This is a genomic window from Pimelobacter sp. 30-1, from assembly GCF_018831735.1.
Classification (GTDB): Bacteria; Actinomycetota; Actinomycetes; order Propionibacteriales; family Nocardioidaceae; genus Nocardioides.
Genome location: NZ_NHTS01000007.1, coordinates 231,629 through 254,635 on the forward strand (window position 1 = coordinate 231,629; position 23,007 = coordinate 254,635).

Consider the following 23,007-nt stretch of genomic DNA (forward strand, 5'->3'; position numbering starts at 1 on the left):
CACGCCCAGGCGGCGCCCACGGACCGTGGGCACCGCCGCCGGGCACGCGACGAGGAGCGCGCTCTCGTCCGCCATGCTCATCAGTGTTCCTCAGGTGGTCGGCAGGACCAGGACGCCCCACGCGACCAGCGGCGCGATGAGCACGATCGACATGCCCCACTGCATCAGCCGCTTGAAGACCAGCTCGCGGTCCTCGGGCTCGGCGTTGGCCACCACGAGCGCGCCGTTGGTCGAGAACGGGCTGCAGTCGACCACCGAGCTCGAGATCGCGAGCGCGGCGATGAGGGCGACGGCGTTGACCTGGTCGGTGAGCAGGAACGGTACGGCGAGCGGGATGAGCGCGCCGATGATGCCCGTGGTCGAGGCGAATGCCGAGACGACCGAGCCGATGAGGCAGATGAGGAGCGCGGCGATCACGGCGGCGCCGACGCCGGCGACCTCCTCGCCGAGCCACTGCACGACGCCCTGGTTCTCGAGCAGGGTCACGTAGGTGACGATGCCGCCGATGAGCAGGACCGTGCCCCAGCTGATCTTCTCGACCGCGCCCTTGGCCGACTGCGGGAACGCGAGGGTCAGGGCGACGGCGATGGTGAGCGCGGTGAAGCCGACGTCGAGGTCGAAGCCGAGGGCGCCCACGATGAGGGCGAGCAGGCCGAGCAGGGTGACGGAGCGCTGGGCGTCGAGGCGGTGCGGGTCGTCCTGGGCCGGTACGGCGGCGTTGGCCTTGACCTCGGCCGCCGAGTGGGGCTCGCCGGAGCCCGTGGTCCGCGTGGCGGCGTACGACGCGGTCTCGGCGGTGGCTGCCATCGCGGCGACGTGCGCGTCCTCGCGGCCGCGGGCGATGAGCTGGCGTCCGCCGAAGGCGAGGTAGGTGATGACCGCGATCAGGGTGGCCGCGAGGAAGGTGCTGACGAACAGCAGCCCCGGGTTGCCCGGCAGGTCGCGGTCGTCGACGACGCCGTTGGTGATGCTGCCGAAGATGCCGATGGGGGAGAAGCTGCCCGCCGTCGCGCCCTGCACGATCATCATGCCCATCATCACGGGGTGGATCTGGTAGCGCACCGCGAAGCCCATGCCGACCGGCGCGACGATCGCGACCGCCGCCGGACTCACTGCGCCGACCGACGTCACGACGGCGCAGACCAGGAACATCGCCCACGGCACGAGCGCGACGCGCCCACCGACCGCGCGGACCGCCGCATGGACGATCCAGTCGACGGTGCCGTTGTTCTTGGCCAGGGCGAAGAGGTACGTGACGCCGACGAGGATCACGAACAGGTCGCTCGGGAACCCGGCGAGGACGTCGTCCACCGTCGCGTCGTACACGGAGAGGCCGACGATGAACGACGCGACCAGGGCGAGGGCGCCCATGTTCACGCCGCGCACGGTGGCGACGAGGAAGACGATCACGAGGACCGCCAGGGAGATCAGTTCATGTGACACAGGGAGTCCGTTCCGAGGGCCGGGGTACGTGTGACCGGGGTCATGTGACGGCGGTCATGTCGACGGATCATGTCAGTGGATGAGCCACCTGGCAACCCGGACACTTCTCCACTAGGCTCCCGGCATGGATGCGGGATCAGGACGCGCGCTGCCGCCCCTGCGGCGCGAGCGGCTGTACGAGAGCCTCGTGGCGCACATCTCCGACTTCATCGAGGCCCAGGGCCTGGTCAGCGGTGACCGGCTGCCCCCGGAGCGACAGCTCGCGGCCGAGCTCGGCGTCAGCCGGGCGACGCTCTCGCGGGCCCTCGCCGCCCTCGAGACCCGCGGCCGGATCGAGGTACGCCACGGCATCGGCGCCCTCGTCCGCGAGCCCGACATCGACCCGCCGAACCGGGGGAGCGGCATCGAGCGCCAGGTCGCCGAGCGCGCCGAGAGCGCCCCGGCCGAGGTCCTCACCGCCCGCGAGGCCGTCCTCGCCGGCCTCGCCCGGGCCGCCGCCGCCCACCACCAAGGCTCCCTGCGCATCGCGATGCTCGCCGACGATGGCCGGGCCCGCACCTTCGACCACACCTGGCGCTGCATCCGCCGCCTCGCCGGCGTCTCGCTGCTGGCCGACCTCGACGACATGCTCGCCGCGAGCGCGCCGGCACCGGCCGACAGCCGCGAGGTCAGCGCGCGGCTCGACGTACTGGCGGACGCGATCGTGGCGGGTGACCCGTCGGCGGCGGCGACGGCGTGCGACGGGCTGCTGGGCTGAGTCCGCCGCTAGCGTGACCTTCATGGCCTCCCGACTCGCGATCGTCACCGGAGGCAGCCGCGGCGTCGGCGCCGCCACCGCCCGCCGCCTCGCCCGCGAGGGCTGGAACGTCCTGCTGACCTACCACTCCGACGAGGACGCCGCCCGCGAGGTCGTCGCCGACTGCGTGGCCGCCGGCGCCTGGGCGAGCGCGGTCCGGGCCGACGTCGCCGACGAGGCCCAGGTCGACGCCCTGTACGACGGACTCCCGGCCGAGGCCGAGGCAGGCCCGCTCCGGGCGCTGGTCAACAACGCGGGCATCGTCGCGCCGGCCTCCGACGTGGCCGACATGGGTGCCGAGCGGATCCGGCGCACGCTCGACGTCAACGTGGTCGGGACGCTGCTCTGCGCGCGCAATGCCGTCCGCGTCATGGCGACCGGGCGTGGGGGAGCGGGTGGGGCGATCGTCAACGTGTCGTCGCGGGCGGCCGTGCTCGGCTCCCCCCACGAGTACGTCGACTACGCCGCCGCCAAGGCCGCCGTCGATGCCGTGACCACGGGTCTCGCGGTCGAGGTCGCCGGCGACGGGATCCGGGTCAACAGCGTCCGGTTGGGGTTGATGGCGACCGAGATCCATGCCCGCAACGGCGCACCCGACCGGCTCGACCGCCTCGCGCCGTCGGTCCCGCTCGGGCGGGCGGGGACGGTGGAGGAGGCGGCGGCCGCGATCTGCTGGCTGGTGGGCGAGGAGGCGTCGTACACGACCGGGGCCCACCTGGACGTGGCCGGCGGCCGCTGAGTCCCGGCTAGACCTTCGCGAGGATCCCCGCGTCGACGGGCAGGGCCACCCCGGTGATGTAGCGGGCCTCGTCCGAGGCCAGGAACAGCACGGCGTTGGCCACGTCGCTCGCCTCGACCCACGGCACGGGCAGGGCGTTGGTGGAGATCGAGACGTCGACGATGTCGTCGCGGCCCGGGGCGTCCAGGTCGGGGCGGAACATGCGGAAGATCTCGTCGTTCATGATCATCGGCGTGTCCACCTGGGTCGGGTTCACGCTGTTGACGCGGATCCAGTGCGGCGCCAGCTCGTTGGCGAACGTCCGCATCAGACCGGTGACACCGTGCTTCGCGGCGACGTAGTGGGCCAGGTTCGGCGTTCCCTGTAGTCCGGCCGCCGAGCTGGTCAGCACGATCGAGCCGCCGCGGCCGCCCGCCACGAGGTGCGGTACGGCGGCCTTGATCGTGTGCCACGTCCCGGTGAGGTTGATGTCGATCATCTCCTGCCACGCGGCCTCGGAGATCTCGTGCCCGGCCGCATAGCTGGCGATGCCGGCGTTGGCGACGACGATGTCGAGCCCACCCAGCGCCGCGATCCCGGCCGCGAGCTCGCGCTCCAGGACGTCGAGGTCGCGGACGTCGACCTGGGCCGAGTACACCTGCCCGCCGGCCGCCCGGACCAGGGCGCAGGTCTCCTCGAGGTCCGCGGAGGTCGCCATGTCGTAGCTCACCGACGCGACCGGGGCGCAGATGTCGAACGCGATGACCGAGGCACCCTCCTCCGCCAGTCGTACGGCGTGCGCGCGCCCCTGGCCCCGTCCGGCACCGGTGATGAGTGCGACCTTCTGGTCGACACGTCCCATGCTCGTTCCTCCTTCGTTCAGGTCGTGAGGTCGTTCAGCCCGGTCAGCGCACGCCGACGATCGACTCGGCGATCGACAGGTAGCGGTCGAGCAGCGGGTCGAAGCTCAGCGGCGCCTCGGGCCGGTACCAGGTCGCGACGCCCGCGCACATCGACGCGATCGCCCGCCCGGCGTCCCCGGGGTAGGGGGTGTGGAAGACCCCGTCGGTGACGCCGCGCTCGATGATCTGGTCCAGCAGCGCCTGCAGCTCGTCGCGGCGGTCGACGTACTTGCGCCGGTTGCCGGGCTCCAGGCTGCGCAGCTCGCTGGTGGACACGATCGCGCCCTTGCGGCGGTAGACGTGGAACAGCAGCATGCTCGACACCAGGGCGTCGAACTGCGAGCGCGGGTCGGACTCGGCCTGGGCGACCGCGAACCGGCTGCGCTCGACGAGCTCGTCGACGATCACCATCATGAGGTCGAAGAGGATGTCCTGCTTCGACTTGTAGTGGTGGTAGATCCCGGGCACCGAGAGGCCCGAGCGATCGGCGAGCTGCCGGGTCGTCGTGCCGTGGTAGCCCTTCTCGGTGAACACGTCGAGCGCGGCGGCGAGCACCCGCGGCAGGTCCTGCTCGTGGTAGATCCGCCAGTCCTCGTAGGTGTCCGTCGGCAGCACCGTCGTCGCCGCGGCCGAGTCGCCGTTGCGTTTGCGCGCGAAGTCGATGAGCCACTGCAGCGCGTCGACGTCGTCGACCGCGCCCGTGCTGGTGACCCGGCGCGGGGAGGTCCCCTGGAGGATGCGCTTGACCGGCACCTCCAGCCGCTTGCCGGTGCGCGTCCGGGGGAGTGCGGGGGCGACGATGATCTCGTCGGGGACGTGCCGGCGCGAGGTACGCCCGGCGATCGTCTCGACGATGCGCGAGCGCAGCCCGGAGTCGTCGGCGACGCCCTCGGCGACCACGAACAACGGCATCCAGTAGCCGCCCTCGGCGAGCTCGACGCCCACCACGAGGCTGTCGCTGATCTCGGGCAGCGAGTCCAGCGCCTCGTAGATCTCGGCGCTGCCGAGGCGGACGCCGTTGCGGTTGAGGGTGGAGTCGGTACGCCCGTGGATCATGATCGTGCCGCGCTCGGAGATCGTGATCGAGTCACCGTGGCGCCACACGCCGGGGAAGACGTCGAAGTACGCGTCGCGGTAGCGCTCGCCCTCGGGGTCGTCCCAGAACGCGATCGGCATCGACGGCATCGGCTGGGTGATCACCATCTCGCCGGTCTCGCCGTCGGGGAGCCGGTTGCCCTTCTCGTCCCACACCTCCAGCGCGACGCCGAGAGCGGTCCCGCTGATCTCGCCGTCGTACACGGGGAGGTTGGGGGCGCTGGCCACGAAGATGCCGACGATGTCGGTGCCACCGCTCATCGAGCCGACCTGGAGGTCGGCCCGCACATGGTCGCGCACCCAGTGGTTGCTGCTGGCCGGAAGGACCGAGCCGGTGACGCCGATCAGCTCGAGCGCGGACAGGTCGAGGTCGCGGCCGGGCTCCAGCCCGTCGCGCGCGCTGGCCTGGAGGTAGCCGGGGCTGGTGCCGAACACCGTGACCCCGAGGTCCTGCACTACCCGCCAGAGCAGACCGGTGTCGGGGTGGGTCGGGCTGCCGTCGAACAGCACGATGGTCGCGCCGTGCAGGAGCCCGCAGATCTGGGCGTTCCACATCATCCAGTTGGGGGTGGTGAACCAGAAGAAGACGTCGGCCTCGTCGACCCCCATGTGGAAGCCGGGGGAGACGAGCTGCTCCAGCAACGCGCCGCCGTGCCCGTGCACGATGCCCTTGGGGCGTCCGGTGGTGCCGGACGTGAAGAGCACCCACAGCGGGTGGTCGAACGGTACGTCGACCGGCGTCGCCACCGGCTTGCTGAACCGCTGGAGCTGCTCCCAGGTGACGTCGCACGGCGTCGTGTCGTCACGGTAGACGCCGCCGGTCTCGATCGAGACGACCAGCGCGTCGACGGGCAGCAGCACGCGGAGCTCGGCCACGGCCTCGCGCCGGTCCTGCTTCTCGCCCTTGAACAGGTAGCCCGTGCCGGCGATGAAGACGGTCGGGTCGAGCTGGCCGAGGCGGTCCATCGCCGCAGCGGGGGCGTAGTCCATGCCGGTCTGGGACCAGACCGCGCCCAGCGTCGCGGAGGCGAGGAAGGCGACCACGCCCTCGATGCAGTTGGGCAGGTAGGCCACGATCCGGTCGCCCTGGCCGACGCCGCGATCGGCGAGGGCCCCGGCGACGGCGGCGACCTGGTCCCGCAGCTGGCCGAAGGTGATCGACTCGCGGTGCCCGTCGTCGCGGACGAGGACGATCGCCTCGCGCTCCGCGGCGCCGTGCTTGAGCATCTCCCGGGCGAAGTTCAGCGTCGCGCCGTGGAACCAGCGTGCCCCCGGCATCTCGTGGGACGAGAGCACCTCCGTCGCCTCGGTCGCGAAGTCGACGCCGAAGTAGCGGGCGACCGACTCCCAGAACCGCGCGGGTTCGGCGGCGGACCAGGCCTGCAGCTCACGGAAGTCCCGCGGGTCGGCGAGCGTGACGACGCCCTCCTTGCCGAGCCAGCGAGCGAAGTCCACCACCCGAGAGCTGTCGATCTGGTCGTCTGTGGGCAGCCACGCTGCCTCGACAGTCACGTCCGCACATCCCCTTTCGATTGCCACATCTGCTCGTTCGCTGCTCATCGGCGGTTCGGCAGCAGTGACCCACGGGTGATCACGACGTCGATCGCAACAGCAAGGATAAGGACACCGCCGGTCGCGAAGCTCTGGACTTCGGTGGACATGCCGAGCAGCTGGACGCCGTTGTTGATCGACCCGATGACGAGCGCGCCCAGGAGCGCGGCCCACACGGTCCCGCGGCCGCCGAACAGGCTGACCCCGCCGACCACCGCCGCGGCGATCGCGTTGAGCATCAGGGGGCCGCCGCCGGAGGAGTTGGACACGGCGAGCAGGCGCGAGGCCTCCACCATGCCGGCCACCGCGGCGCACACGCCGAGGACGAGGAAGGAGTAGACGACCATCCGGGAGACCGGGATGCCGGCGCGCTGCGCGGCCTCGCGGTTGCCGCCGACGGCGTACAGGTGCGTCCCGTAGCGGGTCCGGCCCGTGGCGTACGCCGCCAGGAGCAGCATGCCGACCAGGATCAGCACCGGCAGGGGGAGTCCGGGGCCGCCGCCGAGCACGGCGATCGCGCCGAAGATCACGACGCCGCTGACCACGGCGGGCACGCCGACCGCGACGAGCAGGGAGGACGTCGCCTCGGCGCCGCGCTCGCGCTGGGCGCGGTAGCGGGTGGCGCAGAAGAGCAGCCAGCCCACGGCTCCGAGCGCGATGCTCCAGCCGGACGGGATGTAGGTGGAGGAGATCTTGGCGTAGTCGGTGCCGGCCACGTTGATCGTGAACTCGGGCGGCAGCACGACGAGCAGGAGGCCCTGGAGGATGACCATGCCGCCGAGGGTGACGATCAGGGACGGCACCCCGAAGATCACGGCGAGCACCTCGGCCAGGACGAACAGCAGCCCGACGGCCACCCCGCCGAGGATCGCCAGCCACAGCGGCCACTCGCTCTTGATCGCGAGCTGCGCGGTCACCGTCGCGCAGACGCCGGACAGCATGGCCGACGACAGGTCGATCTCGCCGACGAGGAGGACGAACACCACGCCGAGCGCGAGGATGGCGGTCGTGACGATCTGCAGCGTCAGCGTGGTGATGTTGCCGGACGTCAGGAACGCCGAGTTCTGCGAGTAGAAGTAGGTCCAGATCAGACCGAGCACCAGCAGCACGGGGATGCTGCGGTACTTGCCGCTGAGTCCCTCGACCAGGCGCGAGAGCAGGGGAGTGTCCACCTCGCCGGGCGCGGCCGTGGTCGGCGGGAGCGGGATCTGCTGCGTGGTCATCGGCTGCCCTCACGGGTTCGAGGAGCCTCGTGGGCCCCGGTGATTGCGGCGATCAGGTCGCTGGAGGTGTAGTCGCCGCGGCCGAACTCGGCGACCTTGCTGCCCAGGCGCATGACGACGACGCGGTCGGCGACCTCCTGGACGTCCTTGAGGTCGTGGGAGATCACGAGCACGCCGCGGTTCTGGGACTTCAGGCGCAGGATCAGGTCGAGCACCTCGGCGCGCTGGGTCACGCCCAGGGCCGCGGTCGGCTCGTCCAGCAGCACCAGGCTGGGGTCGGAGATGAGGGCGCGGCAGATGGCGATGCCCTGGCGCTGGCCGCCGGAGAGCCCGCCGACGGGCGCGGTGAGCGAGCGGAGGCGTACGGCGAGGCTGTCGAGCACCTTGCGGGCCTCGACCTCCATGCGGTGCCGGCTCAGCGGCCGGCCGCGCAGGAGTCCTCCGGTGAGCTCCTGGCCGAGGAAGAGGTTGCGGACCGCGTCGAGGTTGTCGCACAGGGCCAGGTCCTGGTGGACCGTGTGGATCCCGGCGCTCTGCGCGGCGCGCGGGGTGTCGAGGCGCACGGACTCGCCGCGCACCCGGATCGCACCCGCGTCGGGGTGCTCGACGCCCGAGATGACCTTGATGAGCGTGGACTTTCCGGCTCCGTTGTCGCCCACGAGGGCGACGACCTCACCGCGGTGGAGCTCGAGGTCGACCTCGTGGAGCGCACGCACGCCACCGAAGTACTTCGAGACCTGGCTCAGCTGCAGCAGCAGCTCACCGGCGTCAGGCATGGGGGATTTCCTCCCTGAGTAGGGGTGGTTCGGGTGGGGTGCGGCCGCCGGTCCGCCGGATGGGTGGATCGGCGGCCGCACTCCTGACGTGGACGGTCGGTCAGCCGACCTTCGCCTTGCAGGTGGGCGTGCTCGCGGCGGGACCGCCGTCGCAGATCTGCTCCCACGTGAAGATGCCGAGGTCGACGGCCTGCTGGACGATCTCGCCCGGGTCCTTGCCGTCCTCGAGGTGGATCAGCGTGGTGTCGAGCTTGGCGGTCGGGATGTCGTCGGTCCCGTTGTTGACCTCGTCCTTGACCAGGTCGGACGGCGGGTCCTCGCCCTTCATCGCGGCCAGCGCGATCTTCGCCGCGGCCTCGGCCTCGACCGAGAACGCCTTGAGGACGGTGTCCTGCTGGTCACCGGTCAGCAGGTACTGCAGACCGGTCAGCTCGGGGTTCTGCCCGCCGTAGACGGGGATGTCGGCGTTCTTGCCCTTGAGCGCGGCGATGATGCCGGACGCGTTGCCGTCGTAGAACCCGAGGAAGGCGTCGATCTTGCCCTGGGTCTTGGTCAGGCACTGCTCGGCCGCCTTCTGGGCGTTGTCGGGCGCCCAGTCCTTGATGTAGTCCTCGCAGACCACGTTGAGCGTGCCGTCGTCGATGAGGGGCTTGAGCACCTCGTCCTGACCCTTGAGCATCTCGGTCGTGTAGACGTCGCCCTTGTTGCCGTACTGGCGGGCGAGGTCGACCGAGCCGCTGCCGAACGCGCCGGCCTCGACCTGGCTCTTGAAGTACTCCGCCTGCTGGATGCCGACCTTGTAGGGGTCGAAGATCACCTGGGCGTAGAGCGGGCCGTTGAGCGGCGGGTTCTCGTAGCCGATCACCGGGACCTTCGCCGTCGCGGCGGCCTGGAGCAGACCCGCGCTGGTGTTGGGGTCGGCCGCGACGACGACGAGCGCCTTGGCGCCGGCCGCGATGGCGGCGTTCGCCTGCGACAGCTGGGTCGCGGAGTCGCCGCCACCGTTGACGAACTTCACCTCGACGTCGGGGTCGAGGGCCTTGATGGCCTTCTCGAAGTCCGGTCCGTCCTGCTGGATGTAGCGGGTCGGCGTCGTGTTGGGCGCCATGAAGTAGACGAGCTTCTTGCCGGAGGACGAGTCGCCCCCGGAGCCGCCGTCGTCGGCGCAGGCCGCCGTCACCAGGCTGAGCCCCGCCACGATCGCGACCAGACCGATCTTGGCCCGGGCCTTTCTACTGCCTTGCATCTGTTTTCTCCTTCGAGGGTGTCGCCCAGAGCGCCCGAGCCGACTCGTGGGGTGCGGTGACCGGGAGTGGTCAGGGGCGTACGTCGTGCAGGTCGGCCGTGATCTGGAGCGCGAGGTGCTTGGAGTAGACGCGGACCCACGCCAGCGGGCCGCCCATGAACCAGAACCCCGGCTGGCCGGTACGGCGGTAGAGCCCGCCGATCTCTCCGTCCTCACCGATGCCCAGCACGGTGGGGAGCTTGTCGGCGACGACGTCGCCGAAGAGACGACGCGCGGTCTCGCGCATGTTGGAGTAGCCCGTCGCCAGGACGACCAGGTCGGCGTCGAGCTCGCGCCCGTCGTCGAGCCGGATCCCGTGCGACGTGAACTCCGCGAGGCCGGCGCCCTGGGCGAGCCCGATCTTGCCCTCGGCGATGAGGCCGGACGCACCGACGTCGATGTAGTAGCCGCCGCCCTTCGCCAGCGCGAAGCCCATGAGGCCGGTGCCGTCGGGGCCGTCGTTGAGCTGGAAACCGACCGCCTCGAGCGAGGCGAGCAGGTCCTTGTCGAGCTCGGCGGTGCGCTTGACGCCCTCCTTGGCGTCCTGGAGCACGAGCGGCCAGGGGTAGGCGCTCGCCAGCAGGTCGGCGTACTCGGTGGGCGGACCGGACTCGGTGAAATTGGCCCCGAAGATCGCCGGGATGCCGTTCTTCTGGCTGATGATGTGGGTCGACGAGCGCTGCACCAGCGTCACGTCCGCACCGGCCTCGTGCAGGTCCTGGGCGATGTCGTGACCGCTGTTGCAGGCACCGACGACGATCGCCTTCTTGCCGGCCCAGCTGCCGCCGGCGCCGTGCTTGCTGGAGTGGTAGACCGTGCCCGCGAAGCCGTCGCGCCCCGGGAAGTCGGGGATGTTGGGCTCGCCGGCCGCACCGGTCGCCAGCACCACGTTGCGCGGACGCAGGGTGCGCTCGCCGTCCTTGGTCCGGACCGACAGGGTCCAGGCGCCGGCCTGGTCGTCGTACACGGCGTCGGTCATCTCGGCCGAGCACCACACGTTGAGCTCCATCGCCTGGGCGTAGAACTCGAACCAGTCGGCGATCTTGTCCTTGGGGGAGTAGATCGGCCACGACTGCGGGAACGGCAGGTAGGGCAGGTGGTCGGCCCAGACCGGGTCGTGCAGCACCAGTGAGTGGTAGCGCCGGCGCCAGCCGTCGCCGATCCGCTCGCTCTTCTCCAGGATCAGGGCGTCGACGCCCATCAGCCGCAGGTTGGCCGCCAGCGCGAGCCCACCCTGGCCCGCACCCAGGATCACCACGTCGGGCTCTCGGTCGGCGTAGGCCAGCGCGTCCTCGCGCTTGTCCTTCCAGTTGCGCTGCGTCGTCGCGCCGACCTCGTGCCGCGGCCCGGTCGGACGCCGTCCGCCCAGCGCCCGCTCGTGGCCCTTGACGTCCTCGGCACCCGTCATCACGGTCCAGGCGCGCCACCCGCCGTCCTCCTGCCGGATGCGCGCCACCCCACGGCACCAGGCACCCGCCGTCTCGAACGCGAAGAAGCCCTCGATCGAGCCCCCGCCGCCCTCCTCGGCGACGAAGCGCGGACCGAAGTCGCTCACCAGCCGCACCCCGGTCACCTTCGCCGCCGCGAGGTGCTCGTCGAGCAGCCCGGCGATCTTGTCGGTGCCGTGGTAGGTCCCGAGGTCCCAGCTGAGCGCGAGGAGGTCGCGCCACCAGCAGCCCGCGTCGAGCAGTGCCGTGGCCGCGGCGGTGTCCGCCGTCTCCATCGCCTCCGCGAAGTCCGTGAGCCAAGCCTGGAAGGCCGCCTTCACCTCGTCAGGTGACGAGTCGGTGTCAACCCTCACGTGAGTCCCTCCTTGTGGACCTCGACGGCCCTGATCGGGCCGACCGAGCGATCGCTCGGTGGACGGGAGTGTTGCACACGTCACAGGGAGAGCGGAAGGGACTCGGCGGGAATTCGGGTGCGATCGGGACCCTCGGGCGGCCTAGGGTGGGCCCGTGCAGGACCCTGACGTGGCCCCGGTCGAGGCGACCCTCAGCCGGGCAGCCGCACGTTCGCCCGCGCCGGAGCTGCCCACCGACGGCCGCCGGCTCCCGGTGGAGCACGCGCTGTGGATCTGCGCCTGCGTGACGATGGACGATGCGCCGACCTGGCTCGTCTACGTCACGGCCGACGGGGGACTGGGGTGGTCACGAATGCCCGACGGCGAGGAGCCGCTCGACCTGGTCGAGGCGCAGTGGGAGGCCGGCTGGCACTGTGCGCCGGCGCAGGTGCTGGAGTGGCTCCGGACCGGGGAGCCGGACGGCTTGCTGCAGGGCCACGAGGCCGCGGAACGGGTCGTGGTCGACGCGATCGCCGCTCATGTCCGGGCCTAGACCGCCATGGCGTGGGTGCGGATGCCGTGCGTGGTCGTGGGTGGCCGCGTCGGCTGCCCGCTTCACTGAGACGCCCGCTCCGGGAACCTCGCCGTCCACGGGCGTGATGTCGACGCGGCACATGCCGTAGGACGGCGCTGTCAGAACGAACGACGGGGCGCCGTCCTCGGGGCTCAGTGCGATGCCGAGAGACTTGACGTGGCCGTCCCAGCGGGTCGGCGTACCTCAGGGAGAGGCAGCGAGCGGAACCTGGCCAGGGGACCCGGGGGCAAATCTCAGGAGTGCTCAACCTTCACTACATGACATAATGTCACTTATCGGCGACGAGGGAACGAGGGTAAGAGTAGGTGCCCGCTGCTGAAGTTGCGGGGCATCAAACTCTCCGAGAGCCAGGATTCCCGTCGACACCTGAGAGACTCGTAGCCGTGCGTGAAGCCCCACCAACCGCAAGCGAGTCGGAGTTCTTCGACCGTCTCAGCGCGCTCGTTCGGGACGCTCAGGACTGGTATCACGTCGACCACGACGGGACACTCTGGATGACTGCCTCGTACGACGACATGATCGACGGCGTCCTGGCTGCCACGTGGCGCATCGACTTTGACGGGCTGGAACTGGTCGGCGGGAAGAGCCCCGCGTACCTGAACTGGGACGACGGCGTTCGAGGCCGCGCAACAGGGATGAGCCTCGAGCCGCCAGACGGCTTGGTCGCGAGCGTTTCCTCAGCCGAGCAAGCCGCGCAGGTAGCTGCGCACTGGTTCAACCAGGTCACGCACGGACGCGCCTCAGCGTAGCGCCCGCTGATCACCGCACAGCTTGCCGCACAGCTTGCCGCACAGAGGGCGGCCCACGGTCGCCCGACTCTGCCGCGATCCGGGTGAGTCCGGCACCGCTACTCCCTGCCTATCAGCTCCCGTTCATGCCAGTTTGGTCAGGGACTCCTCGACGGGCTGCTCAGACTCCGGTCCGCCCGTCGATCCCCTCCCGCAGCAGGTCCGCATGACCGCAGTGCTGCGCGTACTCGGTGATCATGCGGAGCACAAGCCAGCGCAGGTCGACGTCCTCGTACCAATCGAGCGGGCGCGCGGTGTCGTCGAGCTCGTGAGCCGCCATGATCTCGCGGGAGGTCGCGCACTCGGCGCGCCAGGTCTCCAGGTCGGCGTCGAGATCGGCGTCCGCGGGCAGGTCGAAGTCGAGGTTCGGGTTGTCCTCGGTGAAGAACAGGAACGGGACGTCGCGTCGCTCGAAGTTCTGTTGGAACCACCAGCGCTCGCACGCGGCGAGATGGCGGACCAGGCCGTGCAGCGACATGGTGGACGGCGGCATGGACCTGGTGCGCGCCTGCTCTGAGGTCAAGCCGCGGCACTTGAGCTCCACGGTCGCCCTGTAGTGGTCCAGGTACGCCGACAGCGCCTCGCGCTCACCGGCCACGCGCGGGATGCGCGGGCGGTCGTCGTCCGTCCATTTCGGAGAGTAGGCGTCGTCCGCCAGACCGGACTCCGAGCCGACGGTGCCTTCTCCCGAGTTGCCGCTCACCCACGACAGCCTGCCATGACCTGGCCTTCCTCGGGCGCCTCGCGGTGCGGGGCGGCGTCGCTAGTCTTCAGCGGGATCCGACGGGATCCGCTACCGAGAGGAGCACGAGATGCCGTACCGAGTTGTCGATCTGGAGAACGTGCCCGGCGTGGGCACCTTCGAGAGTCGCGTCCAGGAACTGCTCAACGGTGCGGAGAACGAGGGCTGGACGCTCGTGCAGACCTTGGTCACGTCCGGCAGGTCGGGCGCGGCCGACGGCCCCTACCTCATCCTGCACAAGGACAAGCCGCCCCGGAAGGAATGGCGGCCGTGACCTAGCGCGGACGCAGCGCCAGGAACGTTCGCACCCGATCGAGCAGCAACGCGGCCGCCTCCGGGTCGTAGGCGTCGAGCGAGGAGTCGGCGAAGAGGTGCTGCTCCCCCGGGTACACGAACAGCTCGGCGTCAGGTGTCGAGGCGGCGAGCTCGCGGGCGGCCGGGAGGTCCTCGTCGAAGAACTCGTCGCCCTCCTTGCCGTGCACCTGCACCGGTACGCCGTCCGGCCACGCGCTGCCGAACTCCCCCACAGGCAGGCAGGAGTACATGAGGAGCGCGCCGCGGGCGCCGGGGCGGGTCTGGGCGAGGCGTTGGGCGATGGTGACGCCGAAGGAGAAGCCCGCGTAGACGAGGTCCGGGCCGAGTGGGTCGGCGGCGGCGAGTCCGCGGGCGCGGAGCGCGTCGAAGCCGGCGTCGCGGGCGTGGGCGAAGCCGTCGTCGATGCTGGCGAAGGTGCGCCCGTCGAACAGGTCGGGCGTGTGCACGGTGTGGCCGGACTCGCGCAGGTCGTCCGCGAACGACCGTACGCCGTCGGTCAGGCCCTGGATGTGGTGGAACAGCAGTACCTCGGCCATGTCAGCACCCTAGGCGCCGCGCGACCACATCCGCAGCACCCGCACCTGGACCACGCCCGCGACGACCCACCACGCGAACGCCCCCGCGACACCCGCGTCGACGAGCCCGAGGACGACGGCGAGCAGCCAGACCACGACGGCCAGCGCGAGCGTCAGGAGCGTGCGGCCCACCGCCCGCCCCGGCGTACGACGCCACGCCTCCCCCGCGCGCCGGACCGGGTGTCCGGCGGCGACGGTCATCAGGGGTCCCGGCAGCACGGCCAGCAGGAGGAGCGCCGCGGGTGGGAGCACGACGAGCAGGGCGCTGACCGCGACGACGGACCCGGCGGACCACGCCAGGAGCCGCAGGTCGGGTCCGGTCCAGGCGGCGGCCGAGGGCGCGGCGGTCCAGGATGCGGTGACCGCCAGGGACAGCACGATCGCGAGGCCGGCGACGAGCGCCGGGACCAGGAGGCCGCCGGGGCCCCGCCCCAGCGCCGGGACGACGCTCGCGGCCTGCACCAGCGCGGTCAGGGTCAGCGTGACGCCGGCGATCGGCAGCCGGGCGGTGGTGGCGGCGGTGGCGGCGGTGTCGGCGTTCATCGGCCCTCCGCCGCGTCCGCGAGCACGTCCGCGATCGAGCCCGCGTAGACGACCTTCTCCCCCACCCGGATCTCCACGACGTCCGGGTCGTCGGCCGGCGAGCGCGAGCTGAGGACCTCGCCGTCGACGGTCGTCCCGGTGCAGGTGACCTCGCCGGCGGCCGACGCGATGCAGTCCGGGACGACCAGGAACGAGGTCTCCGCGGCGAGCAGGAAGTCGATGGTCGCGACCCGGACGTTCGAGGCCCGGTCGCCGCTGACGGGCGCGAGACCCTCGTACACCGAGTCGACCGAGCTCGCGGCCACGGCGACCGCACCGACGGTCGCCAGTCCGGCGACGGCGAGGATCGCGCGCCGGGCGCGCGGGGTGTGCGGCACGCGCTCGGCGACGGCGACGAGGGCGCGGACCGGCCAGGGTGCGGTGCTCATCGGCCGGCCGCCTGCTCGTGCGCGGTGATCCGGGCCAGGTGGGTCATCCGCTCCGCCTCGAGCGTGGCGTCGGTGACGCCGTCGAGGGGGAACGGCGCGGGCAGGAGCAGCTCGGTGTTGCGGTCGAGCGGCGAGCCGCGGCGCATCAGGGGTGACTCGACCCAGTCGTTGAGGGCGAGCTCGCGGCTGCGCGAGGCGAGGTCCACGGCCAACCCGTCCCCCGTCGGTACGGCGGGAGACGCGTGGTCGATGACGGTGGTGAAGAGCGACAGCGTCCCGTCGCGGTTGTCGACGATCTCGACGGTCTGCTGCTGCTGGGGGAAGTCGATGCACGAGGCGGTCGTGATCTCCCAGAACCCGCTCTCCCCCGATCGGTGGGCGAGGATCTGGTTGACGTGGGTGTGCCCGTTGAGCCAGGCGATCGCGACCGGGTGCCGCAGCAGCAGCTCGACCACGTCGGACGAGTGGTGCAGGCGCTCGGTCGCGCCGGGCCGGTGCGACGGGTTGTCGAGGGTGCGGCTGTTGTGGTGCGAGGCGACGAGCACGAGCCGGTGGTCGCGCTCGGCCTGCTGGAGCTCGCGCTCGAGCCACTGGAGCTGGCTCTCGACGACGGCGCCGTCCGGGCCGGCGACGGCGTTGCAGGTGTCGAGCCCGAGCAGCCGGACGGTGCTGCTGAGGTCGGCACGCCACCAGGTCTCGCCGGTGCGCAGGTTGCGCTCGGTGAAGCCGTGGCCGACCGGGCCGGGGCGCGAGGCCGTGCGGAAGTGCTCGGCCATGAAGGCCTTCTGGTCGAAGAGCCGGCGCTCCGGGTTCGCCGGCACCGACTTCGTGCCGGGCGCGCCGAGCAGCTCGCGGGCGACGCTACCGGCCTGCGTCCAGGCGCTGTTCTGGGCGGCGTAGTCGGTCAGCATCGTCGAGAGCGTCGTCGGCATCGAGTAGGACTTGCGGCTCCCGACGGCCATCCGCTCCATCTGCTCGGTCACGCCGAAGGCGCCGAACAGCAGGACGTCGTGGTTGCCGAAGACGGCGTACCAGGGCGCGGCGAGGCCGATCGAGCGGACCTTGCGGCCCACGGCCTGGTCGAGCAGGCCGGGCAGGCGCGGGTAGCCGTAGCGGGCGTACGCGCTGCCCTTCGGGTCGTCGGGACGGTAGGCCCAGTCGGCGTCCGCCCACGCCTGGACGCCGTGGTAGCGGTCGCCGCCGGAGCCGGGGTCGACGGTGCCGCCGTCGAGCAGGTCGATGTACCAGCGCAGCTCGAGGTTCGACAGCATGTCGGCGCTGTCGCCGGTGACCACCGCGGCGCCCATCGGCGCCCGGGTGAGCGGGCTGAACCGAGCCTGGTGGAAGCCGTCGACCATCGCCGCGACGGTCGCCACGGTGAGCTGTTCGTGCGGCCGGAAGGCGCCGGCCCAGGTCGACTCGCTCTGCACGATCATCGGCTCCATGCGGCACGGCGACTGGGCATCGATGAGGTGCAGGTCCGAGAGGTGCGCGAGGTAGAGCAGCGACCGGCGATCCTTCACCCGGCCCGCGTCCGGCGTACGGCGGAGCAGGTCGAGGCGCGGCAGGTAGGGCTCGCCGGCGCCGGTCGTGAGCCGGCGGTACTCCCCCTGCACGACCGAGCCGCGCAGCAACGTCTGCTGGAGCGTCGACGGGATGTCGTCGAGGCGCGCCGCCGGACCGACCGCGGCCAGTCGCCGGGCGACCTGGGCTCCGAAGGCGTCCGCCTGGAGACCGCCGGCGGCCGCGAGCGCCCCGACCCCGTGCACGAACGCGCGCCTGCTCAGCCCCGCCACACCCGAGTCCTCATGTCGCTCCCCTGCCCTCCGCGAATTGGATACACAATGTATCGAGCAGGCGCGGCGACGGGAAGAGGCACGCCCGATCGACCTAGACTGCTCGCCATGCGCAGCCGTGCCGACACCCAGCAGCGCCTGGTCGCGGCGGCCCGCGAGGTGTTCGCCGAGCACGGCATCCGGGGCGCCAGCGTCAGCGCCATCTGCGCTCGCGCCGGGTTCACCCGCGGGGCGTTCTACTCCAACCACGCGAGCAAGGAGGAGCTCTTCCTCGAGCTCTACCGGATCGAGTCCGACGAGCAGGTACGCCGGCTGCGCGAGGCCGTCGCCGGCGTCCTCGGCGCGCCGGAGCGCGCACCCGACCCGGTCGTGCTCACCCAGCACCTCGCCCGTGCGGTCGCGGCGACCTTCCGGCTCGATCCCGCGTGGTTCCGGCTCACCACCGAGTTCGAGGTGCACAGCCTCGACCAGCCCCACGTGCGCGCGGCCATCGCCGACCTCGACCGCGCGATGCGCGCCGCCGTCGAGGAGGTCGCGACCGAGGTGCTGGCCGCGGCCGGCGCGTCCGCGTCGCTGCCGGTCGCCGAGCTGGCCGACACGATCATCGGCATCTACAACGACGCCGTACGACGAGCGCTGCTGACCGGAGACACCGACGGCACCGTGCGCCACGCGATCGACACCGTCATCCCCCACGTGGTGGCCGCCCTCCTCAGCGAGGAGGCCCGGTGAGGCTCGGGCTCGCCCACCTGGTCGACCCCCGGTTGCTCCCGCTCGCGGAGCAGTCCCGCGCCTTCTACGACGGCCGGGTGCCGGGCCGCGGTCCGTCCGGCCCGGCCGAGCTCGACGCCCTCCGCGCCGCGGTGCCCGTGCCCGTCCCGGCGGACCCGCCTCCGCTCACCGAGCTCGTCGGTGCCGACGGCCACACCGTGCCCGTGCGGATCCACCTGCCGGCCGGCGTACCGCCCGCGGGTGTGGTGCTCGAGCTGCACGGCGGCGGCTTCTACCTGGGCTCGGCCGCGGCGAGCGACGTCCGCAACCGACGGCTCGCCGACGCACTCGGTGTCGTGGTGGCGAGCGTGGACTACCGCCTCGCCCCCGAGCACCCCTGGCCGGCCGCTCCGGACGACTGCGCGAGCGTCGCGCTCTGGCTCGCCGAGCACGCCGCGGACCGCTTCGGGACCACCGAGCTGGCACTGCTCGGCTTCTCCGCGGGCTCGACGCTGGCCGCGGCCACCCTGCTCCGGATGCGCGAGCGCGGGCTCGCACCCTTTCGTACGGCGGTGCTGCAGTTCGGCACCTTCGACCTCAGCGGGCAGACCCCGGCCGGACGCCGGATCGCGGACGAGTACTTCCTCGACGCCTATGCCGGCGCGGCCGCCGACCGGACCCACCCCGACCTCTCCCCCGTCTATGCCGACCTGACCGGGCTGCCTCCGGTGCTGCTCGTCGTCGGCGCGGAGGACGTCCTGCTCGAGGACAACCTGGCGATGGCCGGACGGCTCGCCGCGGCCGGGGTCGACGTCGCGCTGAGCATCTATCCCGAGGCGCCCCACGGGTTCACCGTGCACCCGACGCCCCTGGCCGCGGCGGCGACGGCCGAGATCGACGCCTGGCTCGCCGCGCACCTGACGTCCGGCGGCTAGGGCCGGGCCGGCTCAGACGTCGAACACCGACCAGCACAGGTCGTTGCGCAGCCGCTGGTCGTCGAGGACCAGGTACCGGATCGCCTCCGGCAACCGCGAGCGCTGCCAGGCGCACTCGCGCCGCCGTGCCTCCTCGCCCGGCACGCCCTTCTCGTCCGGTACGGCGGCCCGCGCGGCCTTGATCGCGTAGGCGGCCGCACCGAGCTCGTGCGCGGCGACGTGGGCGACGACCGCCGCCTGCCCGGCGGCGTAGGCGGCGTGCCGGGGCGCCCCGCGCAGGTCCCGGGCCGCGCCCATCGCGTGACCTCCGGCGGTGCGGGAGGCGGTCATCGTGATCTCGCCGCGGGTCCAGGCGCGGACCGCCGCGATCGCCGCGCGTGGCCGGGGGTCGTCGGGCTGCGCCGCCTCGAAGAGCGGCAGGACGTGCTCGGCGCACTCCGCGGCCCACTGCGCGAGCAGGTGGTGGTCGGTGTCGGTCAGCGACCCGCCCCGGCGCAGGGTCGTGAACCGGGGGTCCCGGACCGGCGGCAGGATCATGGCCGCCACGCTAGTGGCCGCGCGGTGCGGTCTAGGCTTCCGCGGATGAGCCTCCTCGTCGCGACCGACCTCGACGGGACCCTGCTCCCCTACGACAGCGACTCCGTGCCGCCGTACACCGCCGAGGTGCTGCGCCGCGCCGACGCCGCCGGGGTGCCGATCGTCTTCGTGACGGCCCGGCCGCTGCGCTGGATGGAGCCGTTGTGGCGCTACGTCGGCGAGCACGGCCGGGCCATCGTGTCCAACGGCGCCATCACGTACGACGTCCACCGGCGCACGCCCGTGGCCGTCAGCGGGATCGACCCCGGCCCCGGCCTGGAGCTCGTCGCGGCCATCGCCGAGAGCGTGCCCGGTGCGTCCTTCGCGGTGGAGTGCCTCGACGGGATCCGGCAGGACCCGCACTGGGAGGAGCCCTACCACCTGCCGGCGGACGCGGTCCGCGGTCCGCTGGCCGAGGTGTGGGACGCGACCGCCGTCAAGCTCCTGGTGCGCGCGCCGGGCAGCAGCGCCGACGTACTGCGCGACGGGGTCGTCGCGGCGGTCGGCGACCTGGCCACGCCGACCTGGTCGGTGCCGGGCCTCATGGAGATCAGCGCCACGGGCGTGACCAAGGCCAGCGCGCTGGTCGCGCTGTGCGCGGGGCTGGGGGTGGAGGCTGCCGACGTGGTGGCGTTCGGGGACATGCCGAACGACATCCCGATGCTGGCGTGGGCGGGGACGTCGTACGCGATGGCGGACGCGCACGAGAGCGTCCGGGAGGTGGCCGACCACGTCGCGCCGCCGTGCGCGGACGAGGGTGTCGCGCAGGTCCTCGCGACGCTGCTGTGAGCTGGCCGGGCTAGCCGGGCTGGCCCGAGAAGCGCTGCTCCTCGCGGTCGAGGAATCCCTCGACCTGCTTGAACGTCTCGGTGCTGAAGGCGCCGATGGAGCGCTCCTTGAGCAGGGCCTCGCGCATCGCGTCGAGGTAGCGGCGCTGCACGATGAACGCCTGCTCGCGCTGGCCCGGCTTGCTCTCGGCGGCGCGGTGGACGCCGGCGAGGAGCATCGGCAGGAAGCGCTCCTTGAGGGACTCGACGACGGCGGGGTCGAGCGGCTCGCCGTCGACGCGCTGCTCGTCGAGCGGGCCGAGGGTGTCGGTGGCGTCCTCGGCGATCTGGCGCATCAGGGTGAGCAGGTCGTCGCGGCGCTCGGCGGGATCGGCCGAGGGGAAGTCCATCCGCCGGATCAGCGCGGGCAGGGTGAGCCCGAACAGGGCGAGCGAGACCATGGCCACCAGGCACGCCACGAGGACGACGGTGTCGCGGTGCGGCGTCCCGCTCGGGATGGTCTGGGCGGCCGCGAGCGTGACCACACCGCGCATCCCGGCCCAGGCGAGGACGACGTAGCCGCGGGCCGTGATGGGCTCGCGCTCCTCGAAGGCGATGTCGGCGCTGGCCCGCGCGATCCGGCGGCGGGCCCAGCGCAGGCGGGTCTCCTCGCGGTCGTCCTTGGGCTCCCAGGTGTCGACGCGCTGCTCGATCTGGTCGAGCCGCTCGCGGACCCGCTCGCTGCGGTCGGAGGGTCCGTAGCGACCGACCAGGGCGGGCCAGGCGAGACCGGCGAAGCGCAGCGCGACCAGTGCGGCCAGGACGAGCGCGACCATGCCGACGACCTCGCCGGTGCTGGTCTCGGCCTTCGCGTCGTCGATGAGCATGGGCAGCTGGTAGCCGAGCGCCAGGAAGACGCCGTTCTCGAGGATGAAGTTGATCGTCGCCCAGGTCGTCGTCTGGGTCTGCCGGTCGCGGGCGCTGAACCGCTTGGCCCCCATCGCGCCGGTGACCAGGCCGGCCACCACGACCGCCAGGACGCCGGAGGCGTGCATCTCCTCGGCCGGCACGTAGGCAAGGAAGGGCGTCACGAACGAGATCGTCGTGTTGAGCACCGGGTCGTCGAGCCGCTCGCGCACCAGCACCGTCACCCAGGCCACGAACCAGCCGGCCAGCCCGGCGCCCACGACCGCCCACACGAAGTCGACCGAGGTCTCGCCGAGGCTGAACGCACCGGTCACGCCGACCGCGACGATCGCCGAGCGCAGGACGACGAGCGCGGACGCGTCGTTGACCAGGCTCTCGCCCTCGAGCACCGTCACCAGGCGGGGTGGCAGGCCCACCCGGCGCCCGACGGCGGTCGCGGCGACCGCGTCGGTCGGGCTCACCACCGCGCCGAGCGCGATGCCGAGCGCGAGCGGGATCGCCGGGAAGACCAGGTGCACCAGCAGTCCGACCACGACCGCCGACACGATCACCATGACCACCGAGAGCCACGTGATGAGCGAGAGGTTGCGGCGCAGGTCGATCACCGGCAGCTGCACGGCCGAGGCGTAGAGCAGCGGTGGCAGGACGCCGGCCAGGATGAGCTCGGGCTCCAGCTCGAGGTGCGGGGTCGCGGGGATGAAGCTCGTGCCGATGCCGAGCGCGACGAGCAGCAGCGGCGCCGCGACGCCCGTACGCCGGGAGAACACCGACGCGACGATGCTGATCGCCAGGCCGGCGGCCGCGATGAGGACGAACTCGTGACTCACCCGGGTGAGTCTAGGAAGAGCCTCCGCCGGAAAGGCTCACACGACCCACGTGCCGTCGCGGAGCAGGGTCCGCCCGGCCGTCTCGTTGGCCTCGCGCCACGCCTGGAGCCGCTCCGGTCGCAGCACGAGGAAGACGTAGCCGGCGAGGCCGCGCGGGTCCCAGTCGGCCTGGGCGGCGTAGGCCTCGCCGAGCGCCGCGTCGGCGTCCACCCCGGCGGTGCGCTCCAGGACCGCGTCGATCATGACGACGTCGCGCGTCGGGCCGACGCCGAGGCGGGCCCGGCCGGAGGCCTGCAGGTTGCGCGCGGTGAGCGAGGCGCCGTCGACCGCGAGCACGACCCGCTCCCCCGCCCAGGCCAGCGACACCGGCACCAGGTGCGGCAGGCCGTCCGCGGACGCCGTCGCCACCCACACGTCGATCGCGGGGGTGCTCAGCAGCGCCAGGCTGTCGGTACGACGGGTGGCGCCGTCGCGGGCGGGAGGCAGGTCGGCCACGTGCGCTCAGACGGCCTGGTTGATACGGACGTGGTTGCCGGCCGGGTCGCGGAACGCGCAGTCGCGCACGCCGTAGGGCTGGTCGATGGGCTCCTGGATGACCTCGGCGCCGGTCGCCTGGATCTGCTCGAAGGTCGCGTCGAGGTCGGGCGTGCTGAGGACCAGCGTGGCGTAGGTGCCCTTGGCCATCATCTCGGCGATGACGCGCTTCTCGTCGTCGGTGATGCCGGGGTCGGCGGCCGGCGGCGCGAGGACCACCGACGGGCCGGACTGCCCCTGGGGCGCGACGGTGATCCACCGCATGTCGCCGTAGCCGACGTCGTTGAGGACCTCGAAGCCGAGCACGTCGCGGTAGAACGCCAGCGATGCCTCGGGGTCGGTCTGTGGAAGGAAGCTGTGCTGAATGCTGATCTCCATG

General features: G+C 72.1%; 24 protein-coding genes. 8 read left to right on the forward strand and 16 right to left on the reverse strand.

Annotated elements, in window-relative coordinates:
- Positions 1-90: 90 nt before the first annotated feature.
- Positions 91-1,443 (reverse strand): SLC13 family permease, encoded by a 1,353-nt coding sequence (locus tag CCO04_RS19855; RefSeq protein WP_215815891.1) that lies wholly within the window; start codon positions 1,441-1,443, stop codon positions 91-93.
- 124 nt (positions 1,444-1,567) lie between these two features.
- Here CCO04_RS19855 and CCO04_RS19860 point away from each other — a divergent pair, with 124 nt between their 5' ends.
- Complete coding sequence (locus CCO04_RS19860) at positions 1,568-2,200, forward strand: FadR/GntR family transcriptional regulator (protein ID WP_215815892.1); 633 nt, start codon at positions 1,568-1,570, stop codon at positions 2,198-2,200.
- 22 nt (positions 2,201-2,222) lie between these two features.
- Positions 2,223-2,978, forward strand: a complete 756-nt coding sequence (locus tag CCO04_RS19865; RefSeq protein WP_252373571.1) for an SDR family oxidoreductase — start codon at positions 2,223-2,225, stop codon at positions 2,976-2,978.
- A 7-nt stretch (positions 2,979-2,985) separates the two neighbouring features.
- On the opposite strand, the gene CCO04_RS19870 is transcribed toward CCO04_RS19865, so the two are convergent.
- From CCO04_RS19870 to CCO04_RS19895, 6 genes are all read right to left on the reverse strand, one after another.
- Positions 2,986-3,819 (reverse strand): mycofactocin-coupled SDR family oxidoreductase, encoded by an 834-nt coding sequence (locus CCO04_RS19870; protein WP_215815894.1) that lies wholly within the window; start codon positions 3,817-3,819, stop codon positions 2,986-2,988.
- Positions 3,820-3,862: 43 nt separating this feature from the next.
- Positions 3,863-6,466, reverse strand: coding sequence for an acetoacetate--CoA ligase (locus CCO04_RS19875; protein ID WP_215815895.1), 2,604 nt, complete (start codon positions 6,464-6,466; stop codon positions 3,863-3,865).
- 44 nt (positions 6,467-6,510) lie between these two features.
- A complete protein-coding gene (locus CCO04_RS19880) occupies positions 6,511-7,728 on the reverse strand; it encodes a sugar ABC transporter permease (protein ID WP_215815896.1) in 1,218 nt (405 codons plus the stop codon).
- Positions 7,725-8,504 (reverse strand): ATP-binding cassette domain-containing protein, encoded by a 780-nt coding sequence (locus CCO04_RS19885; RefSeq protein WP_215815897.1) that lies wholly within the window; start codon positions 8,502-8,504, stop codon positions 7,725-7,727. The genes CCO04_RS19880 and CCO04_RS19885 overlap by 4 nt, the downstream gene beginning before the upstream one ends.
- 100 nt (positions 8,505-8,604) lie before the next feature.
- Entirely contained in the window at positions 8,605-9,750 is a 1,146-nt protein-coding gene (locus CCO04_RS19890) for a substrate-binding domain-containing protein (protein ID WP_215815898.1), read from the reverse strand.
- A 70-nt stretch (positions 9,751-9,820) separates the two neighbouring features.
- Positions 9,821-11,590 (reverse strand): NAD(P)/FAD-dependent oxidoreductase, encoded by a 1,770-nt coding sequence (locus CCO04_RS19895; RefSeq protein WP_215815899.1) that lies wholly within the window; start codon positions 11,588-11,590, stop codon positions 9,821-9,823.
- Between the two features lie 154 nt (positions 11,591-11,744).
- Here CCO04_RS19895 and CCO04_RS19900 point away from each other — a divergent pair, with 154 nt between their 5' ends.
- Positions 11,745-12,122, forward strand: a complete 378-nt coding sequence (locus CCO04_RS19900) for a hypothetical protein (RefSeq protein WP_215815900.1) — start codon at positions 11,745-11,747, stop codon at positions 12,120-12,122.
- A 425-nt stretch (positions 12,123-12,547) separates the two neighbouring features.
- Entirely contained in the window at positions 12,548-12,913 is a 366-nt protein-coding gene (locus tag CCO04_RS19905; RefSeq protein ID WP_215815901.1) for a hypothetical protein, read from the forward strand.
- Positions 12,914-13,073: 160 nt separating this feature from the next.
- Here CCO04_RS19905 and CCO04_RS19910 read toward each other — a convergent pair whose 3' ends face one another.
- Positions 13,074-13,655, reverse strand: a complete 582-nt coding sequence (locus tag CCO04_RS19910) for a DinB family protein (protein ID WP_215815902.1) — start codon at positions 13,653-13,655, stop codon at positions 13,074-13,076.
- A 109-nt stretch (positions 13,656-13,764) separates the two neighbouring features.
- On the opposite strand from CCO04_RS19910, the gene CCO04_RS19915 reads away from it, so the two are divergent.
- Positions 13,765-13,968, forward strand: coding sequence for a hypothetical protein (locus tag CCO04_RS19915; RefSeq protein ID WP_215815903.1), 204 nt, complete (start codon positions 13,765-13,767; stop codon positions 13,966-13,968).
- A gap of 1 nt (position 13,969) precedes the next feature.
- Here the strand turns inward: CCO04_RS19915 and CCO04_RS19920 are convergent, their stop codons facing one another.
- The 4 genes from CCO04_RS19920 to CCO04_RS19935 are packed head-to-tail and all read right to left on the reverse strand — an operon-like array spanning position 13,970 to position 17,351.
- On the reverse strand, positions 13,970-14,545 hold the full coding sequence (locus tag CCO04_RS19920) for a dienelactone hydrolase family protein (protein ID WP_215815904.1): 576 nt from the start codon (positions 14,543-14,545) through the stop codon (positions 13,970-13,972).
- Between the two features lie 9 nt (positions 14,546-14,554).
- Entirely contained in the window at positions 14,555-15,127 is a 573-nt protein-coding gene (locus CCO04_RS19925; protein WP_215815905.1) for a hypothetical protein, read from the reverse strand.
- A complete protein-coding gene (locus CCO04_RS19930; protein WP_215815906.1) occupies positions 15,124-15,555 on the reverse strand; it encodes a hypothetical protein in 432 nt (143 codons plus the stop codon). Before CCO04_RS19930 ends, CCO04_RS19925 begins: the two co-directional genes overlap by 4 nt.
- A complete protein-coding gene (locus CCO04_RS19935; RefSeq protein ID WP_215815907.1) occupies positions 15,552-17,351 on the reverse strand; it encodes a TIGR03767 family metallophosphoesterase in 1,800 nt (599 codons plus the stop codon). The genes CCO04_RS19930 and CCO04_RS19935 overlap by 4 nt, the downstream gene beginning before the upstream one ends.
- 108 nt (positions 17,352-17,459) lie before the next feature.
- Between CCO04_RS19935 and CCO04_RS19940 the strand changes: the two genes are divergently transcribed.
- Both CCO04_RS19940 and CCO04_RS19945 read left to right on the forward strand, forming a co-directional pair.
- Positions 17,460-18,083, forward strand: coding sequence for a TetR/AcrR family transcriptional regulator (locus tag CCO04_RS19940; RefSeq protein WP_215815908.1), 624 nt, complete (start codon positions 17,460-17,462; stop codon positions 18,081-18,083).
- Positions 18,080-18,997: an alpha/beta hydrolase gene (locus CCO04_RS19945; RefSeq protein ID WP_215815909.1), complete on the forward strand. Its 918-nt coding sequence runs from the start codon at positions 18,080-18,082 to the stop codon at positions 18,995-18,997. Before CCO04_RS19940 ends, CCO04_RS19945 begins: the two co-directional genes overlap by 4 nt.
- Positions 18,998-19,009: 12 nt before the next feature.
- Here the strand turns inward: CCO04_RS19945 and CCO04_RS19950 are convergent, their stop codons facing one another.
- Entirely contained in the window at positions 19,010-19,534 is a 525-nt protein-coding gene (locus CCO04_RS19950; RefSeq protein ID WP_215815910.1) for a putative immunity protein, read from the reverse strand.
- A 45-nt stretch (positions 19,535-19,579) separates the two neighbouring features.
- Here CCO04_RS19950 and CCO04_RS19955 point away from each other — a divergent pair, with 45 nt between their 5' ends.
- Entirely contained in the window at positions 19,580-20,362 is a 783-nt protein-coding gene (locus tag CCO04_RS19955; RefSeq protein WP_215815911.1) for an HAD family hydrolase, read from the forward strand.
- A gap of 10 nt (positions 20,363-20,372) precedes the next feature.
- On the opposite strand, the gene CCO04_RS19960 is transcribed toward CCO04_RS19955, so the two are convergent.
- Genes CCO04_RS19960 through CCO04_RS19970 form a run of 3 tightly spaced genes read right to left on the reverse strand, consistent with a single transcriptional unit; the run spans position 20,373 to position 23,006 of the window.
- Entirely contained in the window at positions 20,373-22,094 is a 1,722-nt protein-coding gene (locus CCO04_RS19960) for a sodium:proton antiporter (RefSeq protein ID WP_215815912.1), read from the reverse strand.
- A 36-nt stretch (positions 22,095-22,130) separates the two neighbouring features.
- On the reverse strand, positions 22,131-22,589 hold the full coding sequence (locus CCO04_RS19965) for a pyridoxamine 5'-phosphate oxidase family protein (protein ID WP_215815913.1): 459 nt from the start codon (positions 22,587-22,589) through the stop codon (positions 22,131-22,133).
- 6 nt (positions 22,590-22,595) lie between these two features.
- Positions 22,596-23,006 (reverse strand): VOC family protein, encoded by a 411-nt coding sequence (locus CCO04_RS19970; protein WP_215815914.1) that lies wholly within the window; start codon positions 23,004-23,006, stop codon positions 22,596-22,598.
- Between the last annotated feature and the right edge of the window lies 1 nt (position 23,007).